Raw genomic sequence first — 23,915 nt, forward strand, 5'->3', positions numbered from 1 at the left:
GGTCATCCGCGCATCCGGCTGTAGTCGGGATCGTAGGGGCTGGGCGCGATAACCTCGGCCGCGACCAGATCGCCATACATGTCCAGCTGCATCGTGCTGCCGGGGGTGGAAAGCTCTGGCGCGACAAAGCCGTAGGCCAGGTTCATGCCGACCCGGTGGCCCCAGTCGCCCGACGTGATCGTGCCCACAACCGTGTCGCCCTGCATGAGGGACGCACCGCCATGGGCGGGGGCATGGGTGGCGTCGATCCTGAGCGTGACGAGCTTCTTGCGCGGGCCGTCTTCGCGGCGTTGCAACAGCGCCTCTTTGCCGATGAAATCGTCTTTCCCGGGCTTCACGAAGCGGTCAAGCGATGTTTCGAACGGGTCGAATTCGGTGATGAGATCGGCCTTCCAATGCAGGAAGCCTTTTTCCATCCGCATCGACTCCACCGCGCGCGCGCCAAAGAGCTTCAGCCCATGCGCCTCGCCTGCTTTGCGCAAGGCAAGGTAGGCCGCGTAGACAGAGGCGTTGGGAACGTGGATTTCGTAGGCCAGTTCGCCCGAGAAGCTGACGCCAAGAACGGTGGCAGGGGCAAAGCCTACGAAACATTCGCGGACGCTGAGCCACGGGAACGCCTCTTTCGACCAATCACCGCGGGAGCAGGCGGACAGGACGGCGCGCGCCTTGGGGCCGGCCAGAACAAGGATCGTCTGATCGTTGGTCAGGCTGCGGATCTGCACATCCTCATCCGGGTCCAGATGCGCGGTCAGCCAGTCCATGTCGTGATACTCGCTGGCGGCCGCAGACCCGTACCAGACCCGCGCAGGGCCGCGATCAGACGCTGGCAGGTTGGCGATGGTGGCCTCGCCCTTGATGTTGCCATGGTGGTTCAAAAGGTATCCCAGACCCACGCGGCCATCGCGCCTTGTCACCGCGCCGCAGAACATCCGGTCAAGGAAAGCGTGGCGGTCGGCGCCGGTAATCTCGAACCCGTTGAACCCGTTGACCTCGCAGAGGCCCACGTTTTCCTGCACGTTCTTCACCTCGGCCGCGACCAGATCGAAAGCTTCGTCGAAATTGAAGCTGAGCGTGGGGTGAAAATCCGGGTCGGGCTTGATGTAATCCACGCGTTCCCAGCCATTGACCACGGTGAACTCTGCGCCCTCGGCGGCAAGGATGGGCGTCAGCGGTGTGGTCTTGGCAGGGCGCCCGGCGGGGCGGTGTTCATGCGGGAAGTGAAAACGGAATTCGTTCTGATAATCCTCTATCGCCTTCAGCGCGGTCAGTTCCACATTCGCGTGGCCGGTAAAGCGGCGCGGATCGATGCACCACGTGTCATAGCATGCCTCGCCATGCACGATCTGCTGCGCCAGCATCCAGCCGTGGCCACCGCCTTCGCCCAGACCGGCCCGCAACCCGATGATGCAGAAAGCGTTGCGCTTTCCGGGAATGGGTCCAACCAGCGGCGCCCCGTCGATCGTATAGGTGATGGGGCCGTTCACGACCGCGCGGATCCCGGTTTCCTGAAGCGCGGGCATCCGTTCAAACGCGCCTTCCAGCACGTCCATCACACGGTCCAGATCGTCCGGGCACAGCGCGTTGACGAATTTCGGGTCGATCCCGTCCATGCCCCAGGTCTTGCAGCCCTGTTCATAGAAGCCGACCAGCAGCCCGCCCTTTTCCTGACGGCTGTAGTAATCCGAGATCGGGCAGCGCAGAAGCGGCATCCGGTGGCCAGCCACGGCAATGGCGGGGATGTCTTCGGTCAGGAAATACTGGTGCTCCATCGAGGCGACGGGGTGATGCACCCCCATCATCGCGCCGACCTCGTTCACACGGTAGCCACAGGCATTGACCACGATGTCGCAATCGATATCGCCCTTTTCCGTATGGACCGTCCAGGTGTCATCCTTGTGCTGGGTCAGGGCCGTGACGGGGGTTTCGCGATAGACCTCTGCCCCGGCCTTGCGGGCGTGATAGGCCAGCGCCTGACACAGCTGCGCCGGGTCGATATCGCCATCCAGCGGGTCCCAAAGCCCGCCCAGAAGATTGGTGGTCGAGATCAGCGGATGACGGCGGGCGCATTCCTCTGCATCGATCACTTCGAATTCAACACCCATGCCGCGCGCCATAGAGGCAAAGTGCCGATAGCCCTGCATCTGCGCCTCGGTATTGGCCAGCCGGATGCCGCCATCCGCATGATGATAGTTGATCGGATATTCCGGATCTTCGGAGAGCCGTTTGTAAAGCTCGATCGAATGCGTCTTCAGCCCCACCATCGTCTGGTTGGCGCCGAAATTCGTCACCTGCGCGGCAGAGTGCCATGTGGTGCCCGAGGTCAGCTCGTTCCGCTCGACCAGCACCACATCTGTCCAGCCTTCCTGAGTAAGATGGTAGAGCGTCGAACAACCGGCGATACCGCCACCGATGACAACAACCTTGGTCCGCGATTTCATGGGTCAGCCTCTGATGCGATTTTGCCAGAGTAGGACCGAAAATCAGTGCAATCTCAAAGCCGTTTCCGATCCTTGGTAAAATAACGAAATAAGGTTTCGATAATTTGATAGTTGCGCGGAAGAGGTGGGCCGTCGCTTCGGGGGCCGGGCGGCGCAGGGCAGGGGCTGCATGTGTCGACAGCGCCAGTTTTCGGCAGATTTGGTCGTTCAGGTCAGAAGTTTGAAACTGTCCGAAAGCCATGGGTCGCTTTGATGAAAGGGCGTGATGGCGCGATCCCGGATCAGGCTGCGGATCTTGGCATCGACCAGCTCGATCACCGATTGCGAACAGTCCGGCGTCGAGACAAGCAGCAGCGTCCGCGAGAAGCTTTTCCCCGGAAAGCGCCGCATCTGCACCTTGGGGTGGAACCGTTTTGCGCGTGAGAATAGCAGGGGCGTGGTGATCGTCCACCCCGCTTCGGCCGCGACCATTGCCATCAGCGTCTGGTTGTTGCTGCATTCGAACCGGTGCGGGGAGGACACCCCGATGCGGCGAAGCTGCGATTCAATCTGCCGCGCGATCATCAGGCTGGCTGAAAACCGCAGGAAGGGCAGTTTCGTGCGTCCAGCCACGACGTCTTCGAGCGACTCTTCGCATCCTCTGGGCAGGACCACGACAAACGGATCACGCAGAAGGGTGCGATCCTGCAGATCGGTCAGGCTGTCCGTGGGGGCGGTGATAATGCCCAGATCAAGCTGCCGGTTGCGCAGCATCTCGATGATCATATGGCTGGAATCGGTGTGATACATGAAGTTGCAGGCGGGCATGCTGGAGGAAAGAAATACCGCCAGTTCCGGCACGATATCGCTGTCGAAATCCTCGATCGTGCCAAGCCGGAGGTTGCGGGCCTCGGTCACGCTGCCTGCCGACGCTTCGGCCTTGGCCTTGCGGATCGACAACAGCGCGTCGTCGATATTGCGCAGAAACGCGCGGCCCTTCGGCGTCAGGACCATGGGCCGCCGGGCATGGTTGAACAGCTCCACCCCCAGATTGTCCTCCAGGTTGCGCAGGTGGTGCGACACGGTGCTCAACGTCAGCCCGGTTTCCTGCGAGGCCGCCTGAAGCGAGCCTTTGCGGGCGCAGATCTGGAACAGCTCCAGCGATTTGAGGCTGAGGTCTTTGGGGGCGGATTTGCGAGGCATGGACGGTCGGAACTTTGTTTGGACCGGGGCAGGTTACTTGCAAATCCTGATAATAGACATCGCAAATTATCGAAAACTCTGGTCTTCGCGCGCCCTGCGCCGCAGGCGCATCGAAAACGGCAGGGGCGTCTGGATTTTTCATGTCGCGTCTGCCGCGTTCTTAACGAGGCACAGCGCGCGATTCTTGCTGCGGCGTCTGCGCCGACGAACCGTGCGTTTACAGGGCAAGTCCCGCATCAGCCACCCGACAGGTCACCGGGCGGCCTGTTGGTATCAGGACGCTCGCGCCCTGCGCGGCTCTGTCAGGTAGATCACGCATTCAACGGCCGCCAGCACGATCAGGGTCAGGCCGACAAGCGGAAAGAAAATCCCGGCAGCAACCGCTATCAGCAGCACCGTGCGCGGGATACGCCAGTCGGTTGGGATTTGCGGCGTGCCCAGAGCACCCGCCGGACGGCGTTTCCACCACATCACCCCCGCGGCGACCGACATGACCATCATCGCCACGCAGACCAGCAGCAACACGATCTGGTTCGCCAGCCCCCAGGCCTGTCCCATATGGATCGAAACGCCCCATTCTGCCGCCCAGCCAAGCGCGCCAAGATCGCCTAGCCCGGCATCATAAAGAACGTCGCCGGTGTATTGATCAAGGTGGATCACCCGTTCTTGCGTGATGTCGTCAGGATAGACAGAGGCCGAAAAGACGCCCGCTTCACCCGATGGCATATTCACTGCATAACCCGGTGCGATGCCCAGCCCCTCGACCGTCGCAACGATCTGGTCAAGCCCCGCCGGAACACCCGACGTCGCGCCCGATATCGGCATCGGTTGCTGCTCCATGATCCAGGGGGTTCGGTCCAGCGCCTCTGCGGTCAGGACGGTGGATTGAGGTGTTTTCGACCAGTAGCCATCCGGCATTCCCAGACCAAGCGCATAGGCACTGTCGTAGAAATACCCGCCCCAGACCGACGACCACGGCAGACCTGTCATAGCGAGAAACACGATGAACGCGGCAGAGTAGATGCCCGTCACCGCGTGCAGGTCCCGCCACCATGGCCGACCCTTGGTAGCCTTGATCGTGGCAGTGCCGAGTTTCTTGCCCCGAGGCCACCAAAGGTAGATGCCCGTCGCGGTCAGGAGCACCATCCAGCCCGCCACCGCCTCGATGATCCGGTTGCCGACCCACCCGACATATTCAAGCGAATGCAGCTTGCGCACAACATACATCGCGGGCGTGCCCGAGGCCCCCGCGTCCCACAGGCTGCCCAGCACGTCGCCGGTATAGGGGTTCACGAATATGGAGTTTTTCAGCCCGTCTTCGCCAAGGATATTCACCTCTGCCGCACGGTCGGCTGTCGGGGCAGGCTGATAGGCCTTCAACACACCGGGATGCGCGGCCAGTGCATTTGCGGTGATCTGCGAGGCCGCAAGTGGCGCGGTATCGGCAGGCGCGACAATGCGCAGGTCGCGATAGGCGGCGTTGTTGATCTCGTCCTTGAACAGGTAGATGCCGCCGGTCAGGGCGATGATGAAGACGAAGGGCAATATCAGCAGCCCCGCAATGAAATGCCAACGCCAGACGGCGCGGTAAAGGGCGGAAGAGCCCGCCTGTCTGGTTGTGTCAGGCATTGAGAATCCCCTCCGTCGCGGTGGGTGTCTTGGCGGCATGCGCAGGCACGTATGTCCCGCAAGTGGGGGCCTGTTGGCCGGTCTGCGCCGCGCATCTTTTGTCCGGGGTCGCATGCAGGGTTTTGGCATGGCCCGAGTGAATTGGTTGCATAGGTTTCTCCATCGAAGCGCGCGCACGGACGCACCGCTGCCCGCGCTGTCAGGCGGCTTTCTTGCCGCGTTTCTGGTCGGATGGCCCTGTTTCGAGCCGCGATCAGAGGATGGAGGGAGGAGCCCTTGGTGACCGGGCATGATCCCGCGCCTGTGCCGCGCGGTAAAGGTCAGCGGCCAGTTTCCAGGCCATCACGGATTGCAACCGCGTCTCCAGCCCGGATGGGCAGGGCATTGGGGTATCAGCCAGCAGGTGACAATACGGGCATCGGTGATCGTGACCGGGAGCCTCTCCACAGATGTCATTGGCGTTCATCCCCAGCACGGACAGCTGAGCAAGAGCAGCCTCTGCGCGGTCCGGCGCCAGCATCGCTGCGGACGTGACGCTGGTCACCGCCAGAAGCAGTGCCGCGAAATAGACCCTCAGGTGGTGGAAAGCCATGCCGTTCATGCCCGGTGTTATACCGTGGTTATTGTCGGGCGCACCAGTGCTTTCAACGTTCGGTATAGGTCGCATCACCGATCCGAAGTCATCGGCGCGCTTTGGGCGGGCATTTGCGGTCTTCATATCCCGCGCCGGACAAAGATCACCCGGCGGTTTGCCGTGAGGGTGCGGCAATCGCGGCGGGGTCTAGCTGTGTGGGACCTTCAGCAGCACAGCCGCCACCGTCAGGAACCACGCAATCGCCCCAAGCCCGAAAATCGCGCCCGCCATGTCAGCCAATGCGGGAATGATCGTGACCAGCCCGCCCAGACCAGTAAGCAGGCCCAGCACCGAGATTGGTCTGGGCAAGGCGCGCATCCCCCTTGCGCCGAAGCTTACGCAGGCGATCCAGATCCCCCCTGCGATTTCATTGCCCCCACCAAGGCCCAGTTCCACGCTGTGCAACACCTGCCACCGCGCGGCTGCCGCCTCTGGGTCGGCCGGATACAGATGGCCGGAGCGTGCGACAGCGACATTGGCAATCATGCCTGCGCCCAGCACAAGTGTTGCCCAAATCAGGCCAAAGGCGCGCGTCAGTGCTGCCCAGTCCGAAGGGGACAATCGTTCGGCCAGGGCGACTACAAGCACCACAAGCGCCAGTGCGTTCACGATATAGATCGTGGTGTTCCAGGCGATCAGCACGCCGGGGCGGGCGTGGATAAAGGCGGTGACAGCAACGGGATCGATCGCCGCGCTGCCATATCCCAGCGGTGCCAGCAGCGTCACGAGAAGGTCAAAACCGATGAGGTAGGTGGCGGCGCAGGTCAGCGCGGCGAAACCGCCGAGGCGGGTCAGGGTCATGTGTGCTCTCCTCTGACCGATGATGCAAAATGATCTTTCAGGCGGCGGGTGCCGCAGGCTTGCCCGACCATGTCCATGCCCATCGCGGTCAGGAAAAACTGTGCAGGCCCGTGTATCCGGCGCGGGCTGACCATGGGAAGCAGCCTGAACGTCAGCCGACGGAGCCAGTCAGGCAACAGGGTGACGCGCGGCGGACGTCCGACCGCGGCTGCGGCCAGATGGGCCAGTTCAATATGAGTGAAGGTGTCAGGCCCGCCGACATCGCGCCACGCCATCCCCGCATCCGTCGCATCGGCCGTGGCAGCGGCCAGATCGGCGCCGTGGATCGGATTGATGCGACGGGTTCCGGGTGCAAACAACCAGACCCGCCCGGACCGGGCCATCGACAGGAAATCACCCATGTCCGAGAAATACCCCGAAGGCGCGATCACCGTAGAGGGGAGAGGCGAGGCTTGCAGCGCCTGAACAAACTCCGCCTTCGCGGCAACCAGCGGGACGTGGCGCATGGCATCAGCGTTCAGCACATGCACATAGGCAAAGCGGCCCACACCCGCGCGCTCTGCCTCCAGCAGCAGGTTAAGGTTGGCCTGATAGTCGACGTCACGATAGCTTAGCCGGTCCGCCTGCCGCGTGATCCCAAGGGCCGAGACAACCAGATCCGCGCCCTCCATGATGCCCTGCAGGGTGGCGGGCACAGTCGCTTCGGCCTCCACCAGTTGATCGGCAGTCAGGTCTGACGCGCGGGCGCGGCTGCGCACAAGGGCAGTCACATACCAACCGCGCCGCGCATATTCCGCGCAAAGGTAGCGCCCCAGGTAACCGGTCGCCCCGGCGACAAGAACGGTTTTCATGGCGCGAATCCTCCAGCTGCAACGCCGATTGCTGCGACGCTCATGGCGAATGTGACCGGCCCCCATAGCATGCGCTCTGGTCGGGACGGGGTGATGCCGTTGGCAAGCGCGGTCAGCAGAGTCAGCGCCAGCGCCAGCCAGAATGCGGCATCGGGCAGCTCTGTGGACAGGACGCCACCCCGGTCCAGAACCGCGCAGCCCATCGCCAGCAGAAGAGCGGCCTGCACCAGTGCCAGCCCGCGCCACGCGCAGGGAAGACGTCCGGAAAAGCGCCCGCCAACCGTAATCCGGCCAAGCGGCGCACCAAGGCTAAGCGCGATATGCATGGCCATCGGAAGTGCCGCGAGGGCTGCGTAGATGATGGCGAGGGTTTGGGCTGACATGGCGGTGATCCTTTTTGGCAGGGTTTAACCTACGACGCGGTGGCCCCGGCCGCGAAGACATTCAACCACGATTTCCTCGCGCCTTTCGCTTGCATTGACAGCCCCGGAAACGCCGCCCGCCAGAGCACCCGCGATCGCCCCGCCAAGGGCGCTGCCGTCTTCATCCGCAGCGCCCAGAAGCGCCCCGGCACCTGCGCCCAAACCGGCTGCAGCGGCCGTTTCGTGATCGAATTGCCGCTGATCGCGCGCCAGCATCTGACAGGCGGACAGATCGCTTTGAAAGGCGGGCGTGGTGGGGCCGTCAAGGATGGGGGTGTAATTGGCACCGCTGTCGGCACAGGCCGACAGGATCAAGGTTCCGGCGCAGAGCGTGATAATGGTTTGATTCATGGTCCTATTTCCCAAATGCGTTGTTTGATGCGCAGGACATAGACGGCACAAAGCCAGACCGGCATGACCGCAACGATCAAGGATTTGACCCTGGGTATCAATCTTGGACATCGGGAGGCGGGCAGAACTGCCCAGACCAGCCGTGGGGCTCTTGCCAGTCCTATGGCGGCGCGAAGATAGGGATTTCATGGAGAAGGAAGTGGCGACTTCGATCTGATTACAGCGGCAAACGGAGGTTGTGAGAGGCGCCGGTACGAAATGGAAATCAACGCGCCCGTCTCCTGAAGCCGCAGATGGTCACCATAACGCCTACGACGCGTCGACGGGCGCCTGACCCAAAGGGCGCCGCCTCAACGGGCCGATGCTGATACGGGATACATATCAGACGCTTGCGGGACGCGCGTAATGCACGAAAGACCAAATGCGATCCAGCCTACGCATTGCACCGAAAACAGGCCGTGGTGCAGAAAAGCAAACGGCCCCGCCATTGCTGGTCGGGGCCGGGAGTGGTGGTGAGTGGTGTCTCGGGATTAGCCGTCGAAATCGACTTCTTCGGTGATCTTCAGGGCCGCGGCGCGGTGGGCGGCGATGGCCATCAGGTTGGTCTCATCGGCAGTGAATGTGCCCCAACCCTTGACGATATCATCCGCTTCGGTGCCTTCCGCGATGGGATATTCATAGTTGGCATGCGCATAGATTTCCTGCGCCTTGGGCGAGGTCAGGAATTCCATCATCTTGATGGCGTTTTCCTTGTTGGGTGCCGATTTCGTCAGCGCCACGCCCGAGATGTTCACATGGGTGCCGCCATCTTCGAATTCCGGGAAGAGGACGTTGACCGAATTGGCCCATTCTGTCTGCTCGGGATCTTCCAGCATCTTGCCCATGTAATAGGTGTTGCCGATGGCGATATCGCATTCGCCCGCCCAGATCGCCTTGACCTGTGCGCGGTCATTGCCCTGCGGCTTGCGTGCCAGGTTGTTCTTCACGCCTTGCAGCCATTCCTTGGCGGCTTCTTCGCCCTGATGCTCGATCACGGCAGAGGTCAGCGCGACGTTATAGGCATGGGTCCCGGAACGGGTGCAGATGCGACCTTCCCATTTCGGATCGGCCAGATCTTCGTAGGTGGTGACTTCGGCCGGATCGACACGATCCTTGGAGGCATAGACGATCCGCGCGCGGGTGGTCAGACCGTACCAGTTGCCATCGGGGTCGCGATATTGCGCGGGCACGTTTGTCGTCAGCGTTTCGGTCTCAACAGGCTGCGTCAGCCCGGCATCGACCACTGCGGACAGGCGCGAGATGTCGACGGTCAGCACCATGTCGGCGGGGGAACGGTCACCTTCGGCCTGAAGACGCTCGACCATGCCTTTTTCCAGATAGGCGACGTTGACCTCGATGCCTGTCTCTTCGGTGAAGGCCTCTGTCAGCGGGGCGATCAGTTCGGGCTGGCGGTAAGAGTAGATATTGACCACACCTTCGGCCATTGCAGGCAGGGCGGTAGAGAGCATCAGCGCGGTGGCGCAAGTCAGGCGATACATCGGACATCCTTTCGAGTACGCGAAATTTGCGGCCTGTCTAACCCGAGTCTTTTTCTTGGTCAATCGAATACCCAAACAAATTAGTCAGGGTTTCCGTTCGCGCAGCTTTTCCGCATCCCAAAGCGCGTCCATCTCGGCCAGATCCGAATCCTCAGGGCGTTTGCCCTTCGCTGCAAGAGCGCGCTCTATCCCCTTGAACCGGCGCGTGAACTTGGCATTCGCGCTGCGCAGAGCGGCCTCTGGATCTATGTCCAGATGGCGGGCGAGATTGGCCATGACAAACAGCAGATCGCCCAGCTCTTCCTCGGTATGGGCCTTGTCGCCAGAGGCCGCAGCCTCGCGCAATTCGGCGCATTCCTCGGCGATCTTGTCCAGAACCTGCTCTGTCTCCGGCCAGTCAAACCCCACGCGCGCGGCCCGCTTTTGCAGTTTCACCGCCCGAAGAAGCGCAGGCAGACCAACGGCAACGCCGTCCAGCGCGCCGGTCTGGGCCTTCGCCGCGCGTTCGGCGGCCTTGGTCTTTTCCCAGTCGATGGTCTGCTGCTCGGCGCTCTTGGCGTTGGATTCGTCACCAAAGACATGCGGATGCCGGGCGACCATCTTGTCCGACATCGTGTCGGCCACGTCTTCAAAGGTGAACATCCCCGCATCTTCGGCCATCTGCGCGTGGAACACAGATTGGAACAGCAGGTCGCCCAGCTCTCCTTTCAACTCGTCCCATGCTTCGCGCTCGATCGCGTCGGCCACCTCATAGGCCTCTTCGATCGTATAGGGCGCGATGGTGGCGAAGGTCTGCTCGATATCCCAGGGGCATCCGGTTTCAGGGTCGCGCAGGCGTCGCATGATTTCGCGCAGGCGCGGCATGCCGCCATGTGGGTCGGTGATCAGGTCATCTTCGGGCATTGCAGAGGTCCGTGGTTTCGCGTCAGATGCAACCTGACAACACCGCCCCAAGGAGTCCACCCATGCCCGTCATCAACCGCATCGCTGGTTTTGCAGAAGAGATGGCGGCGTGGCGGCGACACCTCCACCAGATGCCGGAGCTGCGCTTTGACTGCCACAAGACAGCGGCCTTTGTGGTCGAACGTGTGCGCGAATTTGGCATCACTGAGATCCACGAAGGCATCGCGACCAGCGGCGTGGTGGCAATGATCGACGGGCAGGGGCCGGGCGACGTGATCGGGTTACGCGCCGATATGGATGCGCTTCCGATGGAGGAAACCGGAACCCCCGATTGGAAAAGCCGTGTGCCGGGCGCGATGCATGCCTGCGGGCATGACGGGCACACCGCGATGCTACTGGGGGCGGCGAAATACCTGGCGGAGACGCGCAACTTCTCGGGTCGGGTGGCGCTGATCTTTCAGCCTGCCGAAGAAAATGGCGGCGGGGCAGAGGTGATGGTCAACGAGGGCGTGCTCGACCGTTTCGGCGTCTCGCAGGTCTATGCGCTGCATAATGGGCCGAACCTGCCAGAGGGGCATTTCTTCACCACGCCCGGCCCGATCATGGCGGCGGCGGACGAGTTCCGGTTCCATGTGACCGGGCAGGGCGGCCACGGCGCCATGCCGCACGAGACGCGCGACCCGGTGGTTGCCGCCTGCGGCATCGTGCAGGCGATCCAGACCATCGTCAGCCGGAACAATTCCGCGCTGGATGACCTCGTGATCTCTGTCACGCAGATCCATACCGGCAGCGCGGATAACGTGATCCCCGATACCGCGTTCATCAACGGGACCGTGCGCAGCTTCGTACCCCATGTGCGTGACATGGCCGAAAGGCGGCTGGCAGAAATCGTGGCGGGGCAGGCGCAAAGCTATGGCGTCACGGCAGAGCTGTCCTATGTGCGCGGCTACCCGCCCACGGTGAACCATGCAGAGGGCGCCAGCTTTGCCGCTGATGTCGCGGCGGAGGTCGTGGGCGCCGAGGCCGTGGAGCCGGCGATGAAGCGCGAGATGGGCGCCGAGGATTTCGCCTATATGCTGCAGGCGCGGCCCGGAGCCTATCTTTTCCTCGGGCAGGGGCCGGGGGCGGGGTTGCACCAGACCGATTATGATTTCAACGACGCCGTGGCCCCTGTTGGCGCATCCTTCTTCGCGCGGCTGGTAGAGCGCGCGCAACCCTCAACAAAAAAGGTGGCCTGATGGCGCTTGAAGACGCAAAAACCCAGATTGACCATGCCTTCACGCGCGACGACCCAAGGGGGCTGAGCTACGAGAATGCCTTTGGCGGCGCACCGTCCTTCCTGCGGCGGCGTTACACCAAGGACCTGACCGGCGTCGATATTGCCGTGACGGGCGTGCCTTTCGATCAGGCCGTGACCAACCGGCCGGGCACACGGCTTGGCCCGCGCGCGATTCGCGAGGCGAGCCTCCTGCAACCCTATGACCCGCCCTATGGCTGGGGTTTCGATCCGCTGAGCGAAATGACCGTGGTGGATTATGGTGACCTGGCCTTTGACTATGCCAAAGTGTCGGAATTCCCGGCAGCCCTGGAGGCGCATGCGACAAAGATCGTGGGTTCTGGCGCGGCGATGGTCACGCTGGGGGGCGATCACTTCATCACCCTGCCGCTGTTGAAGGCGCATGTGGCAAAGCATGGCCCGCTCGCGCTGGTGCAATTCGATGCCCATTCCGACAGCTGGGCCGATGACGACATGGACCGGATCGACCACGGTACATTCGTCTACAAGGCGGTGAAACTGGGGTTGATCGACCCGGCGCGCTCTGTCCAGATCGGTATCCGGACGACGAATCCCGACACGATGGGCCTAAATATCATCGACGCAGCAGAAGCGCACCGCATCGGGCCCGAGGCCGTGGCCGCCCGTATTCGCGAGATCGTGGGCGATGCGCCGACCTATCTCAGCTTTGACATTGACGGGCTGGACCCTGCGTTTGCGCCGGGCACCGGCACACCTGTCTGGGGCGGGCTCAGCACCGCGCAGGCGGCCGCGATCCTGCGCGGCATGGCGGGGGTGACGCTGGTGGGCGGCGATGTCGTCGAGGTTTCGCCCCCCTTCGATCATGCGGGCATCACGGCCGTTGCAGGTGCACATGTCGCGATGGAGCTGCTGTGCCTGATCGGCTGGTCGAGGCTGGGGAAGGGCGCGTAGACGCGCGCCCTTGAAGCGCAGAGCCTACGGGCCTATCTCCGCCCTCTGAAGTGGAGAGACCAGATGAAAACCGCAGCGCTGATCGTCCTTGTTCTGGTTATTGGCCTGATGGTGTTTATCCGGCTGTCGCCCAGCGATCCCGCGCGCTGGCATGTGCCTTTGACATTTGACGCCGACGAGACGCTTGCAGGTGGCGCGCGGCGCGTCATCCCCGGCGACGCGCAGATGCTTGAGCGGCTCGATGCCATTGCACGTGCCACCCCGCGGACGAAGGTTCTGGCCGGATCGGTGGATGATGGGCACATCACTTACGTCACGCGCTCTGCCGGGTTCGGCTTTCCCGATCACACCACCGTTCAGCTGACGGATGGCCAGATCCGCATCTATGCGCGGCTGCGTTTCGGCAAGGCCGATTTCGGCGTCAATGCGGCGCGTGTCGATCGCTGGATTGACGAGCTGAACGCAGGCTGAGCATGCGCCACCATTGCCTGCGCGCGCGTCAGAGCCCTTGACCAAACCCGCGCAATAAGGGACACGGGCCGCCATGGTTCCCGCAGACAGACTTGCCCAGATATCCGAACGGTTTGAATTCCTTGAGGCCAAGATGGCCCAGGGGGACGGCGATATTGCCGCATTGGGCCGCGAATACGCAGAGCTACGCCCCGTGGTCGAACAGATCCGCGCCTATGAGAAGCTTCAGGCCGATCTGGCCGAGGCCGAGGAAATGCTGTCAGACCCCGACATGAAGGAACTGGCCGAGGAAGAGCTGCCCGCCCTGCGCGCCGCCTTGCCAGAGGCCGAACATGCGCTGCAACTGGCGCTTCTGCCCAAGGACGCCGCCGACGCACGGCCCGCCGTTCTGGAAATCCGTCCGGGCACGGGCGGGGAAGAGGCCGCACTTTTCGCAGGCGACCTGCTGCGCATGTATCAACGCTATGCAGAAAGCCACGGCTGGAAGCTGGAAATCCTGGAAGAGCAGCAAACCGAACTGGGCGGAATCCGTGAGCTGACGGCGCGGATCACCGGGCAGAACGTCTTTGCCCGGCTGAAATATGAAAGCGGCGTGCACCGGGTGCAGCGCGTGCCTGCCACGGAATCGGGTGGGCGCATCCACACCTCTGCCGCGACCGTAGCCGTGCTGCCAGAGGCCGAAGAGGTCGATATTCGTATCGATCCGAATGATCTGCGGATCGACACGATGCGCAGTTCCGGCGCGGGCGGCCAGCACGTCAACACCACCGATTCGGCGGTGCGGATCACCCATTTGCCCACCGGCGTTGTCGTGACCAGTTCCGAGAAATCCCAGCACCGCAACCGCGAGATCGCGATGCAGGTGCTGCGCACGCGGCTGTTCGATCTGGAACGCCAGAAGGTGGACAGCGAACGCTCTGCCGATCGCAAGGCGCAGGTGGGATCCGGTGACCGGTCCGAACGTATTCGCACCTATAACTTCCCGCAGGGCCGCATGACCGATCACCGCATCAACCTGACGCTCTACAAGCTGGATCAGGTGATGCAGGGCGACCTGGACGAGGTGATCGACGCGCTGACAGCCGATGCGCAGGCAACAGCACTGGCCGAGATGGGCGCGTGAACTGGCTTGAGATTGACCCGGCTGTTCTGGAGCAGCTCAGCCGTGCCGGCGTGGCAGACCCAACGCGGGACTGCCGAAAGCTGCGCGCCTGGGCGATGCAAGAGGGCGGCACGGACCCGCAAAGCGGCGCGCCAAGCGCGAAGGCCGTGGAACTTTACCAGGCCGGGATCAAAGCGCGGCTTGACCGAACACCGGTTTCCCAGATCATCGGGCAGCGCGCCTTCTGGAAGATGGATTTCGAAGTCACACCAGACGTTCTTGACCCCCGGCCCGACACCGAAGCACTTGTCGAACTGGCATTGCAGCACCCATTCGACACCTTGCTTGATCTTGGCACAGGTTCTGGCTGTATCGCAGTGTCGCTTCTGGCAGAGCGGCCCCAGTCTGCCGGCCTTGCAACGGATATCAGCGAAAAGGCGTTGGCCGTGGCGCGCCGCAACGCGCACCGCGCGGGGCTCTCCAACATCGGCTTTCGGCAGTCAAACTGGTTCGATGCTGTGCCGGAACAGTTTGATGTGATCGTGTCCAACCCGCCCTATATCCGGGCCGATGAAATGGACGGCCTCGCCCCCGAAGTGCGCGACTACGAACCGCGTCTGGCCCTGACCGATGAGGGCGACGGGCTGGGTGCCTACCGGCAGATCGCGGCAGGGGCCGGCGATCACCTGACCCCCGGTGGGCGTCTTCTGGTCGAGATCGGATGGCAGCAAGGCCCGGCAGTTTCAGAGATTTTTCGCAGCCACGGATTTGCCGAAGTCACGGTCCAGCCCGATCTGGCTGGCAAGCCGCGTGTCGTTTCGTGCTGCTTATCTGGGCCAAATTGACGCGTTTTCTGTCGAAACTATGCCGACTTGCGCGTTTTTTGCTTGTCTGGAAGCCGTTGACGTGATTACTGCATTGTCAGTCGGTATGGCTGAACGCTCAGGCGCTCGCCCCCGACGCCAAGCCGGAAATCGATGAGGCCCGTCCTTAAGTTGAGCGCATGAGGCGCCACCGGGTCGCACAACAGTCAGAGACAAGGCTGGATCAAGAGACATATGAGATCTTCCAAATCAAGATCGCGGTCGAAATCGAACCGCAACCGTTCCACCGTTGGCAACGTCGTCAACCGTGTATTCGACAGCTCGGGCCCGGAGGGCAAGGTGCGTGGCACCCCGCAGCAGATCATTGACAAATACAACCAGCTCGCCCGCGACGCGCAGCTGAGCAATGACCGGGTCGCCACCGAAAACTTCCAGCAGCACGCGGAACACTACCTGCGGATGCTGAGCGAGGCGCAGCGCGAGCAGGACAGCCGCCGCGAACAGCAGGAGCGTGAAAACCGCGAACGCCAGGCGCAACGTGACCGCGAACGCTCTGAGCGCGAGGCACAGGCCGCACCGGCGCAGAACGACCAGCCCCGTCACGATCAGCAGCACAGCAAGCCTGACCCTGCAAGCGCGGAACAGCCCGATGTGCTGGATCTCAGCGATGGGGACGAGGGCAACATTCTTGTGGATACCCCCGAGAATGCCTCCGCCCAGCCGGACACCAAGCCTGAGCCGAAGGCCGACGCAAAGGCGGATGCAAAGCCGAAGCCTGCGCGCAAGCCGCGCAAGAAAGCCGCACCGAAAAAGCGTGAGGAAAGTGCAGAGGGCGCAGAGACCGCAGCCCCTGCAGATACGGCCGCAGCAGAGCCTTCCGACGGCGGTGAAGGCGGGGCCAAGGACGCGGCTGAATAAGCGTCAGCGCCATTCTGGTGAGATATTTTCGGGCGCTCCAATCGGGGCGCCCGTTTTGCGTGTGCGAAGGGCCTAGGTCTTGGCCACAGCCCGGGCGAGCGCGCAGAATTCTTCCAAAGAGATCTGCTCGGCGCGTTCCGTGGGCTTGATGCCGACGGCGATCAGGCGGTCTTCGATATCCGGCGCAAGCCCTTTCAGCGAGGCCCGCAGCATCTTGCGCCGCTGGTTGAACGCGCGTGCCACCACGTTGGACAACACAGCAGGGTCGGCTGGAAAGCGCGGCTCTGGCAGGGCGGTCAGGTGGACCACGGCCGACGACACTTTGGGCGGCGGCGTGAACGCATCGGGCGGCAGGGTCAGCGCGATCCGCGCATCGCTGCGCCATTGCGCCAGAAGGGCCAGCCGTCCGTAAGCCTTTGATCCGGGTGTTGCGACGATCCGTTCGGCCACCTCGCGCTGGAACATCAGCGTCAGACTTTGCCAGAAAGGCGGCCAGTCCGGGGGTGTCAGCCAGCGCACCAGCAGTTCGGTTCCGACGTTATAGGGCAGGTTGGCCGCCACGCGGATCGGCGGCGTGAGATGTTGCAACGGGTCGATCTGAAGGGCATCGCCCTCGATCACCTGCAACCGGCCTGGATAGGCCTCGGCGATCTGCGCCAGCGCGGGCAGGCAGCGGGCGTCTTTCTCGATGGCCAGCACCTTGCGGGCGCCTTCGGACAGCAAGCCACGGGTCAGACCGCCGGGACCGGGCCCGATTTCCAGCACGTCACAGCCGCTCAGATCGCCCGCCTGACGCGCGATTTTCGCGGTCAGGTTCAGATCCAGAAGGAAGTTCTGACCCAGTGATTTGCGGGCGCTCAGCCCATGTTCGGCGATGACCGCCCGCAGCGGCGGCAAGCTGTCGATCCCGCTCAAATCACACCCTCCGGAAGGTTTGTCGCCGCTCCGGGCGACCTGTTGTAACGCACGGCCCTGCCAGCGCCGCGCCCAGATGCGCCGAAATGGTGGTCAGGCCCCGCCATCAAAGCCATCCGGACAGCCGCGCGGCAAGGCGCAAAGCCTCGACCGTGGAGGTCGGGTTGGCGCGCCCCTTGCCTGCAATGTCAAAGGCCGTTCCGTGATCGGGCGATGTCCGCACGAAGGGCAGGCCCAGCGTGACGTTCACCCCGCGGTCGAAATCCAGCGTCTTGATGGGGATCAGCGCCTGATCGTGATACATGGCGACGGCCACGTCATACCCTGTCCGGGCTGCGGCGTGGAACATCGTATCGGCCGACATCGGGCCTCTCAGATCCATCCCTTCGCGGCGCAGACGCTCCAGCACCGGTGTGATGATTTCGATTTCCTCGCGGCCCATCCGGCCACCTTCGCCCGCATGCGGGTTGAGCCCGGCCACCGCGATGCGCGGGGCGGGGATGCCGAATTGCGCAACCATAGCCTGATGCGTGATGCGCAGCCGGGTTTCCAGCAATGCGGGCGTCAGGCTGCCGGCGACCTCGTCCAGCGCGATATGGATGGTGATCGGCACGACCCGCAACTGGTCAGAGGCCAGCATCATCACGACCTCTTGGGCCTCTGCAAGATGGCCAAGGAATTCTGTATGTCCGGGATAGCCGAACCCTGCGCCTTCGGCCAAGGCCTGCTTGTGGATGGGCAGGGTACAGATTGCAGATGCGGCGCCAGATTGCACCAGCCTTACGGCGTTTTCGATCACGGCAACCACATGGGCGGCCTGATCGGGTTGCGGCTGGCCGGGGACACGCGGACTGCCGAAATCGTGCTGAAGGACGGGCAGCCCATGGGCCATTGCATCGACCGCTTCGGCGGGGTCGGCAATGGTGACAAAGGCGGCACCGTCGGGCAGATGTTTCGCATCCCCCAGCAGGAAGAAAGGCACTGTCTGCGCGAGCAATTCATGCGCTGCAACGGCGAGTTCGGGCCCGATGCCCGCAGGCTCACCACAGGTCAGCGCAATCGGGGCTGCGCGGGAAGGAGCGGTCATCTTGTGCGAATGCGGGCCTCGGCGCGAAGCTGCGCGAGATAGCCATCGGCGAAAGAGTTGAGCCGCTGGTTGCGCAGGCCCATCGTCAGTTGCTCGCGGTCGACATCTTCGGTCAATGTCGCCGTGCGGCCGCAAAGCATCAGGAAGACCAGCGTCTGCCCGCCCGAACGTGTAAGGGCCGTCGACACCTCGCCATCGTCAAGCTTCATCAACTCTACCGCGATATCCGTGGGGATCTGCGCCGGGGGCAGGCTGCCACGTTCCAGAACCTCTGCGGGCTGGCCTTTCGCCACGCCGTACAGGTCATCACAGCTGTCGACACGGCTTTCGATCTGGCGGGCCGTGGCAAGGGCGGCTTCGCTCCGGCCGCCGGGAATGTAATAGGCCGCGTAATCAATCGCCGCATATTCCGGCGCCTGATAGCCCGTCTCTTCGATGGCGCGAAGCTGGAACAGCGCGATCGCATTGGGGATCGGCAGCGGATCGGTGACCTCTCCCGGAGCCAGGGCCATGATCAGCGGCTGCAGCGCCGGGGGCAGGTCGGACAGGTTCTGCCAGTCAAGCCGCCCACCACGGGCGCGGCTGGCCGTGGCAGAGTAGCGACGGGCCTCGGCCGAGAAAGCATCGGTGGACCGGATCTGCGAAATACGGTTGGCCCGTTCGCGGACCTGATCGGCCTGCGCGGGAGGGGCGGGCATGATGAGTTCAGAGATCAGCACGCGCACACCGCTGCCACCTGCGCCGGAAGTCAGCGCACGGTCGACCTCGCCCTCGGACGGGGCAGACCGGCCGCCAAACCGTGCCCGGACAAGCTGTCGCCATGCAAGGCCTGCCTCGACGAAGGCGCGGAATGTCTGTTCGTCAACGCCGTTCCCGGCAAGCGCCTGAATGAATTCGTCGCGCGACAGGTTTGCCCGTCCCGCGAATTCGGCCATGCCTTCGCTGATTTCCTCGGCTGTCGGGCGAATGCCTGCCGCTGACGCGGCCTGAAGCCGAAGGCGATCATCGATCAGCTGTTCGCGCGCCAGCGTCGCCGGATTGCCCGGCGCATTCAGCAGCCGCAGCATCCGGGAGCGCTGTTCAAGCTCGTAGCCGGAAATGGCGCTGTCATTGACTAGGATCACCGGGGCGAACTGCGCGCGGGCAGGGGCCGCCAGTGCCGCTACGGTAACGAAAAGGGCCAGGGTGGCGGAAAGAATACTCAGCAAGCGCATAGGTCGTGTCATCCCAAGGTCAGCCGTTACAGGAACGGCGGTAGTCCTTGGCACTGCCGCCGGTGCTGAAGCCTTTCAGCTCGACGGTCAGGCCAAAATCTGTTGATGGTTCAAGGTTAGAGGAAGAGGGAAACTTCCGCGAGACCGAAAAGCCCACCGCGATACATTCATTGGTGTAGTCCAGGCCCAGCCCGGCCTTGGCAAAATCACTGGAGGCGAGATCGTAGCGCCAATTCGCAGAGCTGGTCCAGTGCTGGTTGATGCGATAGCTGCCGTCGAACGACCATTCGGAAATCGCATCGTCCCGGTCTTCGTCCGGGTCGGTGACAAGCAGCACGTAAGAGGCGCCGAGGTCCAGCCTGCTGTTTGTCCAGCCGGCCCGTGCCGCCGCTTTGGAAAAGCGCGAATCCGAATCCAGCAAGCCGCGTGCCGTGAATGTCAGCCCGGACCGCGTTGCAAGATGGCCCGCGATCAGCCAGTCGCTGGCATCGCCGCCAAGACCGGAAGAGCGCGACAGGCCTTCTTCGGGGTCTGCGCGCGAAACACGGCCAAGGGTCAGCCCCGCACTCCAGCCATTGGGGTTTTCGCGCATCCAGCGCAGGCCGTAAACGGCGGTGACACCCCGTTCGCGCCGGTCAGGGGCTGGAAACCGCGACAGGGCCAGCAGGTTGCCCTCGTCAAATTCTACCCGAGTGGATTCGTCATTGGCGATATCAAGACGATCCCCACCAACCCAGCCCAGCTGCATGACCGGTTCTATCAGGTCGCGGGCGCCACTGGCGGCGGTGCGGGTGAGAGGCCAGCGCAGCTCTACCGCGGCGGCCGGGGTCAGCTGCGCTGCGCGCCGGTCGCTGGTGCTGTCCTGACTGACGCTGAACGCATCGCCCCAAAGCTGGCCACGGACCCCGGCGCGCACGCCGCCCGGAAGGGTCCAACGTCGCCGCCAGTTGAGATCGGCGTTCAGGCGGCTGACATCGCGGCCCTCAATATCGTCGTCGGAATAGCGAAAATGACCATGTGCGGCGAGCCCCATGCGAAGCTCTCCGCCCAGTGCCTTTGGAAAGACCCGCTGCTCATAGATGGCATCGGCGATAATGGTCGGCTGGGTGGAGTTGTCCTCGTCATCAACAAGCGACTGGTAATGCGTCACGCCGACCTCGAAATACCGGTCGGCCTTGGTGCGGGTGACCGTCAGCTCGCTGTCCAGCCGATCCTTGTCTGCGTAGTCGTAATCGTTGAGATAGGCGTCGTCCGAAGTGGTTTCGATGTCAAACTTCAGCTTGTAATCGCCTGACAGGTCAAAGGCGCCTTCGGCAAACAGATACCCCCGGCGGGGCCCTTCGTCGAGCGTGTCCTGCGTGACGGCTGCGTCAACCGTCAGGTCGCCGTTTCGAAACGCGCGCCGATAGCGGGCCTCCAGCGTGCGCGTGACGGGGGAAAGGTACGGCGTCAGCGTGATGTCCTGATGATCGCCGATCGGGATGAAATAGGGGACCTTGATCCCGAACCCCAAGAGGGTCGTCGACCGGATCGACGGGAACAGAAAGCCCTGGGACCGCTTCAATGTCGGGTCGGGAAGGCGCAGGCGCGGCGCGTAGAACACCGGAAAATCCAGCACGCGCAGCTGCGCGTCGTCGAAATACAGCTGCCGTTCTTCTTCGTCATGGATGACGCGCCCGGCGCGGATCTGCCAAAGGGGCACCTGATTGGCGCCGCAGACCTGACAAGAGGTCACGGCCACGCGGCTGAGCTGTGTGTACCGCCCGCCCACGCGACGCGCCTCGACCGAGGCTAGTTGCAACTGCTCGTCCAGCACCATCCGGGCACCGCGCAGCAGGCCATTTTCGAAATCCGTCTCCAGCGTGCCGCTGTCTGCAGTCAGCAGGTTGCCTTGGGGATCGGTCAGCCTGACAGGGCCGTCGAGCTGGATCGTGTCGGTTCCCCGGTCATAGGTGATCCGGGCGGCCGTCAGTCGGCTGCCCTGAAAGATTGCCTCGACATTGCCGCTGGCAACGAGGGTGTCATCCCCAGTAAGCAGAACCTCGTCGGCGACCAACATGGCGGCATCGTCGGATTGCGCCCGCGCAACCTGCGCCGCGCCAAGCACGAAGCACAGCGCCGCCAGCAGCCGCAAAGACAGGGGCAGGCAAGTCCGCTGTATCATCCGTCCTCCCGTTGCAGAATGAGGCCCATCGCCAGCAGCACGGAGGCAATTGGCGGGATCCACGCTGCCAGCGCCGGTGCCAGCTGGCCATTCTCCCCAAGGATCTGCGCGAAATTCCGGATGTAGTAAAGCCCAAAGCCAAGCAGGATCGCTGCGAGCACCGCGATGCCGGTGCCGCCTAGCCTTGCGTGCCGCATGGTGAAGGCCGCGCCCACAAGCACCATCGCGATCAGGAATAGCGGCCGGGCCAGCTCCATCTGCAGCCAGACCTGATGGCGGCGGGCACTGAACCCGGCCTCTTCAAGCTGGTTGATGAAACTCGGCAGATCCCAGATTGCAATGGCCGAGGGCGTGCCGAAACTGTCGCGGATACGGTCCTGCGTCAGGGTGGACGGCACGCGCAACGTATCATGATCCAGTGCGGCTTCTTCCGGGTTCAGCCCCGCCGCCAGCGGCCATGCCTTTGCGTTGGTCAGCAGCCATTCCCCGGCTTCAAGACGGGCTGTTTCCGCTTCGATCCGGCGCACAGGGCCGCCACTCGGGGCGTAGGCGACAAAGCTCACGTCATAAAGGACCGTGGCCTGCGGGTTGGCCCGTGCCGCCCTGATCACCGTCTGTCCGCGAAGGTCGCCCTGCCGCAGCCAGAGCCCGTCTGACCCGATCGACAGGGTCGATTCGCCGCCAGAGCGATACGACTCCTTGAGCGCGTCATACCGTTTCGACGTGGCGGCGACGATGGGATTGGCCATTGCCAGCGCAAGCCCACCAAGCACGGCCGCCACTGCCAGCGGCCCGATCAGCGCCTTCACCCCGGACCGCCCCGCCGCACGCGCGGCCACCAGCTCTGACGAGCGCGATAGTGTCAGGAACAGCGCAATGGTCGCCAAAATCATGATCAGCGGCACGATCTGGTAAAGCGCCTGAGGCGTGTTCAACAGGGTCAGCACCAGAATTTCGCCAAAGCTGACAGAGGCATCGAACATGCGCATCTGCTCGACGAGATCAAGCAGCGTGAGGAAGATGAAGAAAACCCCTGCCACAGAGAGGAACATCCACAGGAACCGCCGGGCGAAATAATAGTGCAGGATCATGCCGCGGCCTCCCTTGTCGGGCTGCGCCTTCGTTTGAAGGGGCGCGAGGCGATGTGCAGCAGACCACCCCCCAGAAAGAGCCCCACAGCCGAGGGCAGGTAGATGAGCGGCCAGAGCGCGCCATTCGATCGCACAGGATCAGTGACGGCGCTTTCGGCCAGCTTGATCACCACCAGCAGAAAGATTGCCAGAACTATCAGACGTGTCACGCCGAACCGGCTGAACCCCCCGATCAGCAGGGTCGCAAAACCGATCAGCGCCGCGACAATGCATAACAGCGCCTGCTGAAAGCGGCCATGCGCCTCTTCAAGAACCTCTCCGGTTGTGTCCTTTGCCGCGGCCGCCATGTCCTCGGTCCGAGTCAGCAGATCAAAGGTCGACATGTGTTTGACCCGCGGCGTCGGCGTTCCTGACTGCTGTATCAGCGCGCTGATATCATAAGAGAAATCCCGAAAATTGGTGGTGGAGAGCCTGCGCGTTTCGGTGTTCAGCGTTTGTGCCAGACCACTGACCATGACCAGCCTTGGTCCCGCGTCGTCGCGGACAAGATAGGCCCGCTCTGCCGTGTAGGTCACGCTGCGGTCGGGTTGCCTGCGATCCGAAAGATAGACATCGCTCAGCTCGCCATCGGCAGAGATGTCGCCGATATAGAACGTCACGCTTCGGATCGGGTGCAAGAACACGCCCTCGCGCAGCAACCGGGCCGAGACGCTGCCCGAGATTTCGGTTTCGCGTTCGCGCAGTTGGCCCAGCGAGACGGGGACCAGAAAATGCGTCAGCACAGACATCATCAGCGCGATCACAAGTCCGAACATCACCACCGGCCGCGCCAGCCGCCAGGGGCTGTAGCCGGTGGCCTGCACCACGGTCAGTTCCGAATCCGAGGTCATTCGGTTGGTGACATAGACCGCAGCCGCAAATGACGCCATCGGCAGCACCATTCGGATCACGTTCGGCAGCGAAAGCGCTGTGAATTCAAGAAAAACGCCCGCCGAATGGCCATCGGCGATCAGCCTGTCAAACAGGATGACCGCCCGGTTCACCCAGTAGACCGAAACCAGCACCAGGGAAAAGAAACCGAACAGCACCATCAATTGCGACAGCATGTATCTGTCGAATCTGCCCAAGTTCACCCCCTAGCGGCATCGAAGTGTCGCGACCCTATCGCAAA

Annotated in this window: 22 protein-coding genes; 6 read left to right on the forward strand and 16 right to left on the reverse strand. The window is 63.0% G+C overall.

The features are described 5' to 3' along the window. Window positions 1–2: 2 nt before the first annotated feature. The 10 genes from EDD52_RS10750 to mazG form a co-directional block, all read right to left on the reverse strand. A complete protein-coding gene (locus EDD52_RS10750) occupies window positions 3–2,438 on the reverse strand; it encodes a GcvT family protein (protein ID WP_132244739.1) in 2,436 nt (811 codons plus the stop codon). 207 nt (window positions 2,439–2,645) lie between these two features. Further along, a complete protein-coding gene (locus tag EDD52_RS10755) occupies window positions 2,646–3,620 on the reverse strand; it encodes a LysR family transcriptional regulator (RefSeq protein WP_132244741.1) in 975 nt (324 codons plus the stop codon). Window positions 3,621–3,893: 273 nt separating this feature from the next. Then, window positions 3,894–5,249 (reverse strand): PepSY-associated TM helix domain-containing protein, encoded by a 1,356-nt coding sequence (locus tag EDD52_RS10760; RefSeq protein ID WP_132244743.1) that lies wholly within the window; start codon window positions 5,247–5,249, stop codon window positions 3,894–3,896. Between the two features lie 253 nt (window positions 5,250–5,502). Continuing rightward, a complete protein-coding gene (locus tag EDD52_RS10765; RefSeq protein WP_243651898.1) occupies window positions 5,503–5,967 on the reverse strand; it encodes a hypothetical protein in 465 nt (154 codons plus the stop codon). A gap of 63 nt (window positions 5,968–6,030) precedes the next feature. Beyond that, on the reverse strand, window positions 6,031–6,684 hold the full coding sequence (locus EDD52_RS10770) for a hypothetical protein (protein ID WP_132244745.1): 654 nt from the start codon (window positions 6,682–6,684) through the stop codon (window positions 6,031–6,033). After that, window positions 6,681–7,535, reverse strand: coding sequence for an SDR family oxidoreductase (locus EDD52_RS10775; RefSeq protein WP_132244747.1), 855 nt, complete (start codon window positions 7,533–7,535; stop codon window positions 6,681–6,683). Before EDD52_RS10775 ends, EDD52_RS10770 begins: the two co-directional genes overlap by 4 nt. Beyond that, on the reverse strand, window positions 7,532–7,918 hold the full coding sequence (locus EDD52_RS10780) for a hypothetical protein (protein WP_132244749.1): 387 nt from the start codon (window positions 7,916–7,918) through the stop codon (window positions 7,532–7,534). The genes EDD52_RS10775 and EDD52_RS10780 overlap by 4 nt, the downstream gene beginning before the upstream one ends. A gap of 24 nt (window positions 7,919–7,942) precedes the next feature. Further along, window positions 7,943–8,308, reverse strand: coding sequence for a glycine zipper family protein (locus EDD52_RS23675; RefSeq protein WP_165907516.1), 366 nt, complete (start codon window positions 8,306–8,308; stop codon window positions 7,943–7,945). Between the two features lie 530 nt (window positions 8,309–8,838). Next, the gene (locus EDD52_RS10790; RefSeq protein ID WP_243651899.1) at window positions 8,839–9,846 is read right to left on the reverse strand and encodes a Fe(3+) ABC transporter substrate-binding protein; all 1,008 of its coding nucleotides are present in this window, start codon (window positions 9,844–9,846) and stop codon (window positions 8,839–8,841) included. 84 nt (window positions 9,847–9,930) lie between these two features. Then, window positions 9,931–10,749: a nucleoside triphosphate pyrophosphohydrolase gene (gene mazG / locus EDD52_RS10795; protein ID WP_132244751.1), complete on the reverse strand. Its 819-nt coding sequence runs from the start codon at window positions 10,747–10,749 to the stop codon at window positions 9,931–9,933. Window positions 10,750–10,811: 62 nt separating this feature from the next. Here mazG and EDD52_RS10800 point away from each other — a divergent pair, with 62 nt between their 5' ends. The 6 genes from EDD52_RS10800 to EDD52_RS10825 all read left to right on the forward strand — a co-directional run bounded on the left by EDD52_RS10800 (window position 10,812) and on the right by EDD52_RS10825 (window position 16,273). Next, window positions 10,812–11,987: a M20 aminoacylase family protein gene (locus EDD52_RS10800; RefSeq protein ID WP_132244753.1), complete on the forward strand. Its 1,176-nt coding sequence runs from the start codon at window positions 10,812–10,814 to the stop codon at window positions 11,985–11,987. After that, window positions 11,987–12,958: an agmatinase gene (speB, locus tag EDD52_RS10805; protein ID WP_132244755.1), complete on the forward strand. Its 972-nt coding sequence runs from the start codon at window positions 11,987–11,989 to the stop codon at window positions 12,956–12,958. Before EDD52_RS10800 ends, speB begins: the two co-directional genes overlap by 1 nt. A gap of 63 nt (window positions 12,959–13,021) precedes the next feature. Continuing rightward, entirely contained in the window at window positions 13,022–13,429 is a 408-nt protein-coding gene (locus EDD52_RS10810; RefSeq protein WP_132244757.1) for a DUF1499 domain-containing protein, read from the forward strand. Window positions 13,430–13,502: 73 nt separating this feature from the next. Next, the gene (prfA, locus tag EDD52_RS10815; protein ID WP_132244759.1) at window positions 13,503–14,552 is read left to right on the forward strand and encodes a peptide chain release factor 1; all 1,050 of its coding nucleotides are present in this window, start codon (window positions 13,503–13,505) and stop codon (window positions 14,550–14,552) included. Further along, window positions 14,549–15,376 (forward strand): peptide chain release factor N(5)-glutamine methyltransferase, encoded by an 828-nt coding sequence (prmC, locus tag EDD52_RS10820; RefSeq protein WP_243651900.1) that lies wholly within the window; start codon window positions 14,549–14,551, stop codon window positions 15,374–15,376. The genes prfA and prmC overlap by 4 nt, the downstream gene beginning before the upstream one ends. Window positions 15,377–15,589: 213 nt before the next feature. Continuing rightward, window positions 15,590–16,273, forward strand: coding sequence for a DUF4167 domain-containing protein (locus EDD52_RS10825; protein WP_132244761.1), 684 nt, complete (start codon window positions 15,590–15,592; stop codon window positions 16,271–16,273). 72 nt (window positions 16,274–16,345) lie between these two features. On the opposite strand, the gene rsmA is transcribed toward EDD52_RS10825, so the two are convergent. The 6 genes from rsmA to lptF all read right to left on the reverse strand — a co-directional run bounded on the left by rsmA (window position 16,346) and on the right by lptF (window position 23,850). Beyond that, window positions 16,346–17,188 carry a 16S rRNA (adenine(1518)-N(6)/adenine(1519)-N(6))-dimethyltransferase RsmA gene (rsmA, locus tag EDD52_RS10830; protein ID WP_132244763.1) on the reverse strand — a complete coding sequence of 281 codons (843 nt, stop codon included), beginning with the start codon at window positions 17,186–17,188 and terminating at the stop codon, window positions 16,346–16,348. Between the two features lie 106 nt (window positions 17,189–17,294). Next, the gene (gene pdxA, locus EDD52_RS10835) at window positions 17,295–18,275 is read right to left on the reverse strand and encodes a 4-hydroxythreonine-4-phosphate dehydrogenase PdxA (protein ID WP_132244765.1); all 981 of its coding nucleotides are present in this window, start codon (window positions 18,273–18,275) and stop codon (window positions 17,295–17,297) included. Then, entirely contained in the window at window positions 18,272–19,501 is a 1,230-nt protein-coding gene (locus EDD52_RS10840) for a peptidylprolyl isomerase (protein WP_132244767.1), read from the reverse strand. The genes pdxA and EDD52_RS10840 overlap by 4 nt, the downstream gene beginning before the upstream one ends. A 7-nt stretch (window positions 19,502–19,508) precedes the next feature. After that, on the reverse strand, window positions 19,509–21,653 hold the full coding sequence (locus tag EDD52_RS10845; protein ID WP_132244769.1) for an LPS-assembly protein LptD: 2,145 nt from the start codon (window positions 21,651–21,653) through the stop codon (window positions 19,509–19,511). Continuing rightward, the gene (gene lptG / locus EDD52_RS10850) at window positions 21,650–22,744 is read right to left on the reverse strand and encodes an LPS export ABC transporter permease LptG (RefSeq protein WP_132244771.1); all 1,095 of its coding nucleotides are present in this window, start codon (window positions 22,742–22,744) and stop codon (window positions 21,650–21,652) included. The genes EDD52_RS10845 and lptG overlap by 4 nt, the downstream gene beginning before the upstream one ends. Then, window positions 22,741–23,850, reverse strand: coding sequence for an LPS export ABC transporter permease LptF (lptF, locus tag EDD52_RS10855; protein ID WP_132244921.1), 1,110 nt, complete (start codon window positions 23,848–23,850; stop codon window positions 22,741–22,743). Before lptF ends, lptG begins: the two co-directional genes overlap by 4 nt. Between the last annotated feature and the right edge of the window lie 65 nt (window positions 23,851–23,915).

Origin of the sequence: Primorskyibacter sedentarius, from assembly GCF_004342065.1 — a bacterium.
GTDB classification, from domain to species: domain Bacteria; phylum Pseudomonadota; class Alphaproteobacteria; order Rhodobacterales; family Rhodobacteraceae; genus Primorskyibacter; species Primorskyibacter sedentarius.

Coding starts and splice junctions, on each gene's coding strand:
- EDD52_RS10760 (WP_132244743.1), bottom strand. CDS start 5,249: ATGCCTGACACAACCAGACAGGCGGGCTCTTCCGCCCTTTACCGCGCC.
- speB (WP_132244755.1), top strand. CDS start 11,987: ATGGCGCTTGAAGACGCAAAAACCCAGATTGACCATGCCTTCACGCGC.
- pdxA (WP_132244765.1), bottom strand. CDS start 18,275: ATGACCGCTCCTTCCCGCGCAGCCCCGATTGCGCTGACCTGTGGTGAG.
- EDD52_RS10765 (WP_243651898.1), bottom strand. CDS start 5,967: ATGAAGACCGCAAATGCCCGCCCAAAGCGCGCCGATGACTTCGGATCG.
- EDD52_RS10750 (WP_132244739.1), bottom strand. CDS start 2,438: ATGAAATCGCGGACCAAGGTTGTTGTCATCGGTGGCGGTATCGCCGGT.
- lptF (WP_132244921.1), bottom strand. CDS start 23,850: ATGCTGTCGCAATTGATGGTGCTGTTCGGTTTCTTTTCCCTGGTGCTG.
- EDD52_RS10790 (WP_243651899.1), bottom strand. CDS start 9,846: ATGTATCGCCTGACTTGCGCCACCGCGCTGATGCTCTCTACCGCCCTG.
- EDD52_RS10775 (WP_132244747.1), bottom strand. CDS start 7,535: ATGAAAACCGTTCTTGTCGCCGGGGCGACCGGTTACCTGGGGCGCTAC.
- EDD52_RS10825 (WP_132244761.1), top strand. CDS start 15,590: ATGAGATCTTCCAAATCAAGATCGCGGTCGAAATCGAACCGCAACCGT.
- EDD52_RS10780 (WP_132244749.1), bottom strand. CDS start 7,918: ATGTCAGCCCAAACCCTCGCCATCATCTACGCAGCCCTCGCGGCACTT.
- EDD52_RS10845 (WP_132244769.1), bottom strand. CDS start 21,653: ATGATACAGCGGACTTGCCTGCCCCTGTCTTTGCGGCTGCTGGCGGCG.
- EDD52_RS10810 (WP_132244757.1), top strand. CDS start 13,022: ATGAAAACCGCAGCGCTGATCGTCCTTGTTCTGGTTATTGGCCTGATG.
- EDD52_RS10840 (WP_132244767.1), bottom strand. CDS start 19,501: ATGACACGACCTATGCGCTTGCTGAGTATTCTTTCCGCCACCCTGGCC.
- mazG (WP_132244751.1), bottom strand. CDS start 10,749: ATGCCCGAAGATGACCTGATCACCGACCCACATGGCGGCATGCCGCGC.
- EDD52_RS23675 (WP_165907516.1), bottom strand. CDS start 8,308: ATGAATCAAACCATTATCACGCTCTGCGCCGGAACCTTGATCCTGTCG.
- EDD52_RS10800 (WP_132244753.1), top strand. CDS start 10,812: ATGCCCGTCATCAACCGCATCGCTGGTTTTGCAGAAGAGATGGCGGCG.
- EDD52_RS10755 (WP_132244741.1), bottom strand. CDS start 3,620: ATGCCTCGCAAATCCGCCCCCAAAGACCTCAGCCTCAAATCGCTGGAG.
- EDD52_RS10770 (WP_132244745.1), bottom strand. CDS start 6,684: ATGACCCTGACCCGCCTCGGCGGTTTCGCCGCGCTGACCTGCGCCGCC.
- prfA (WP_132244759.1), top strand. CDS start 13,503: ATGGTTCCCGCAGACAGACTTGCCCAGATATCCGAACGGTTTGAATTC.
- lptG (WP_132244771.1), bottom strand. CDS start 22,744: ATGATCCTGCACTATTATTTCGCCCGGCGGTTCCTGTGGATGTTCCTC.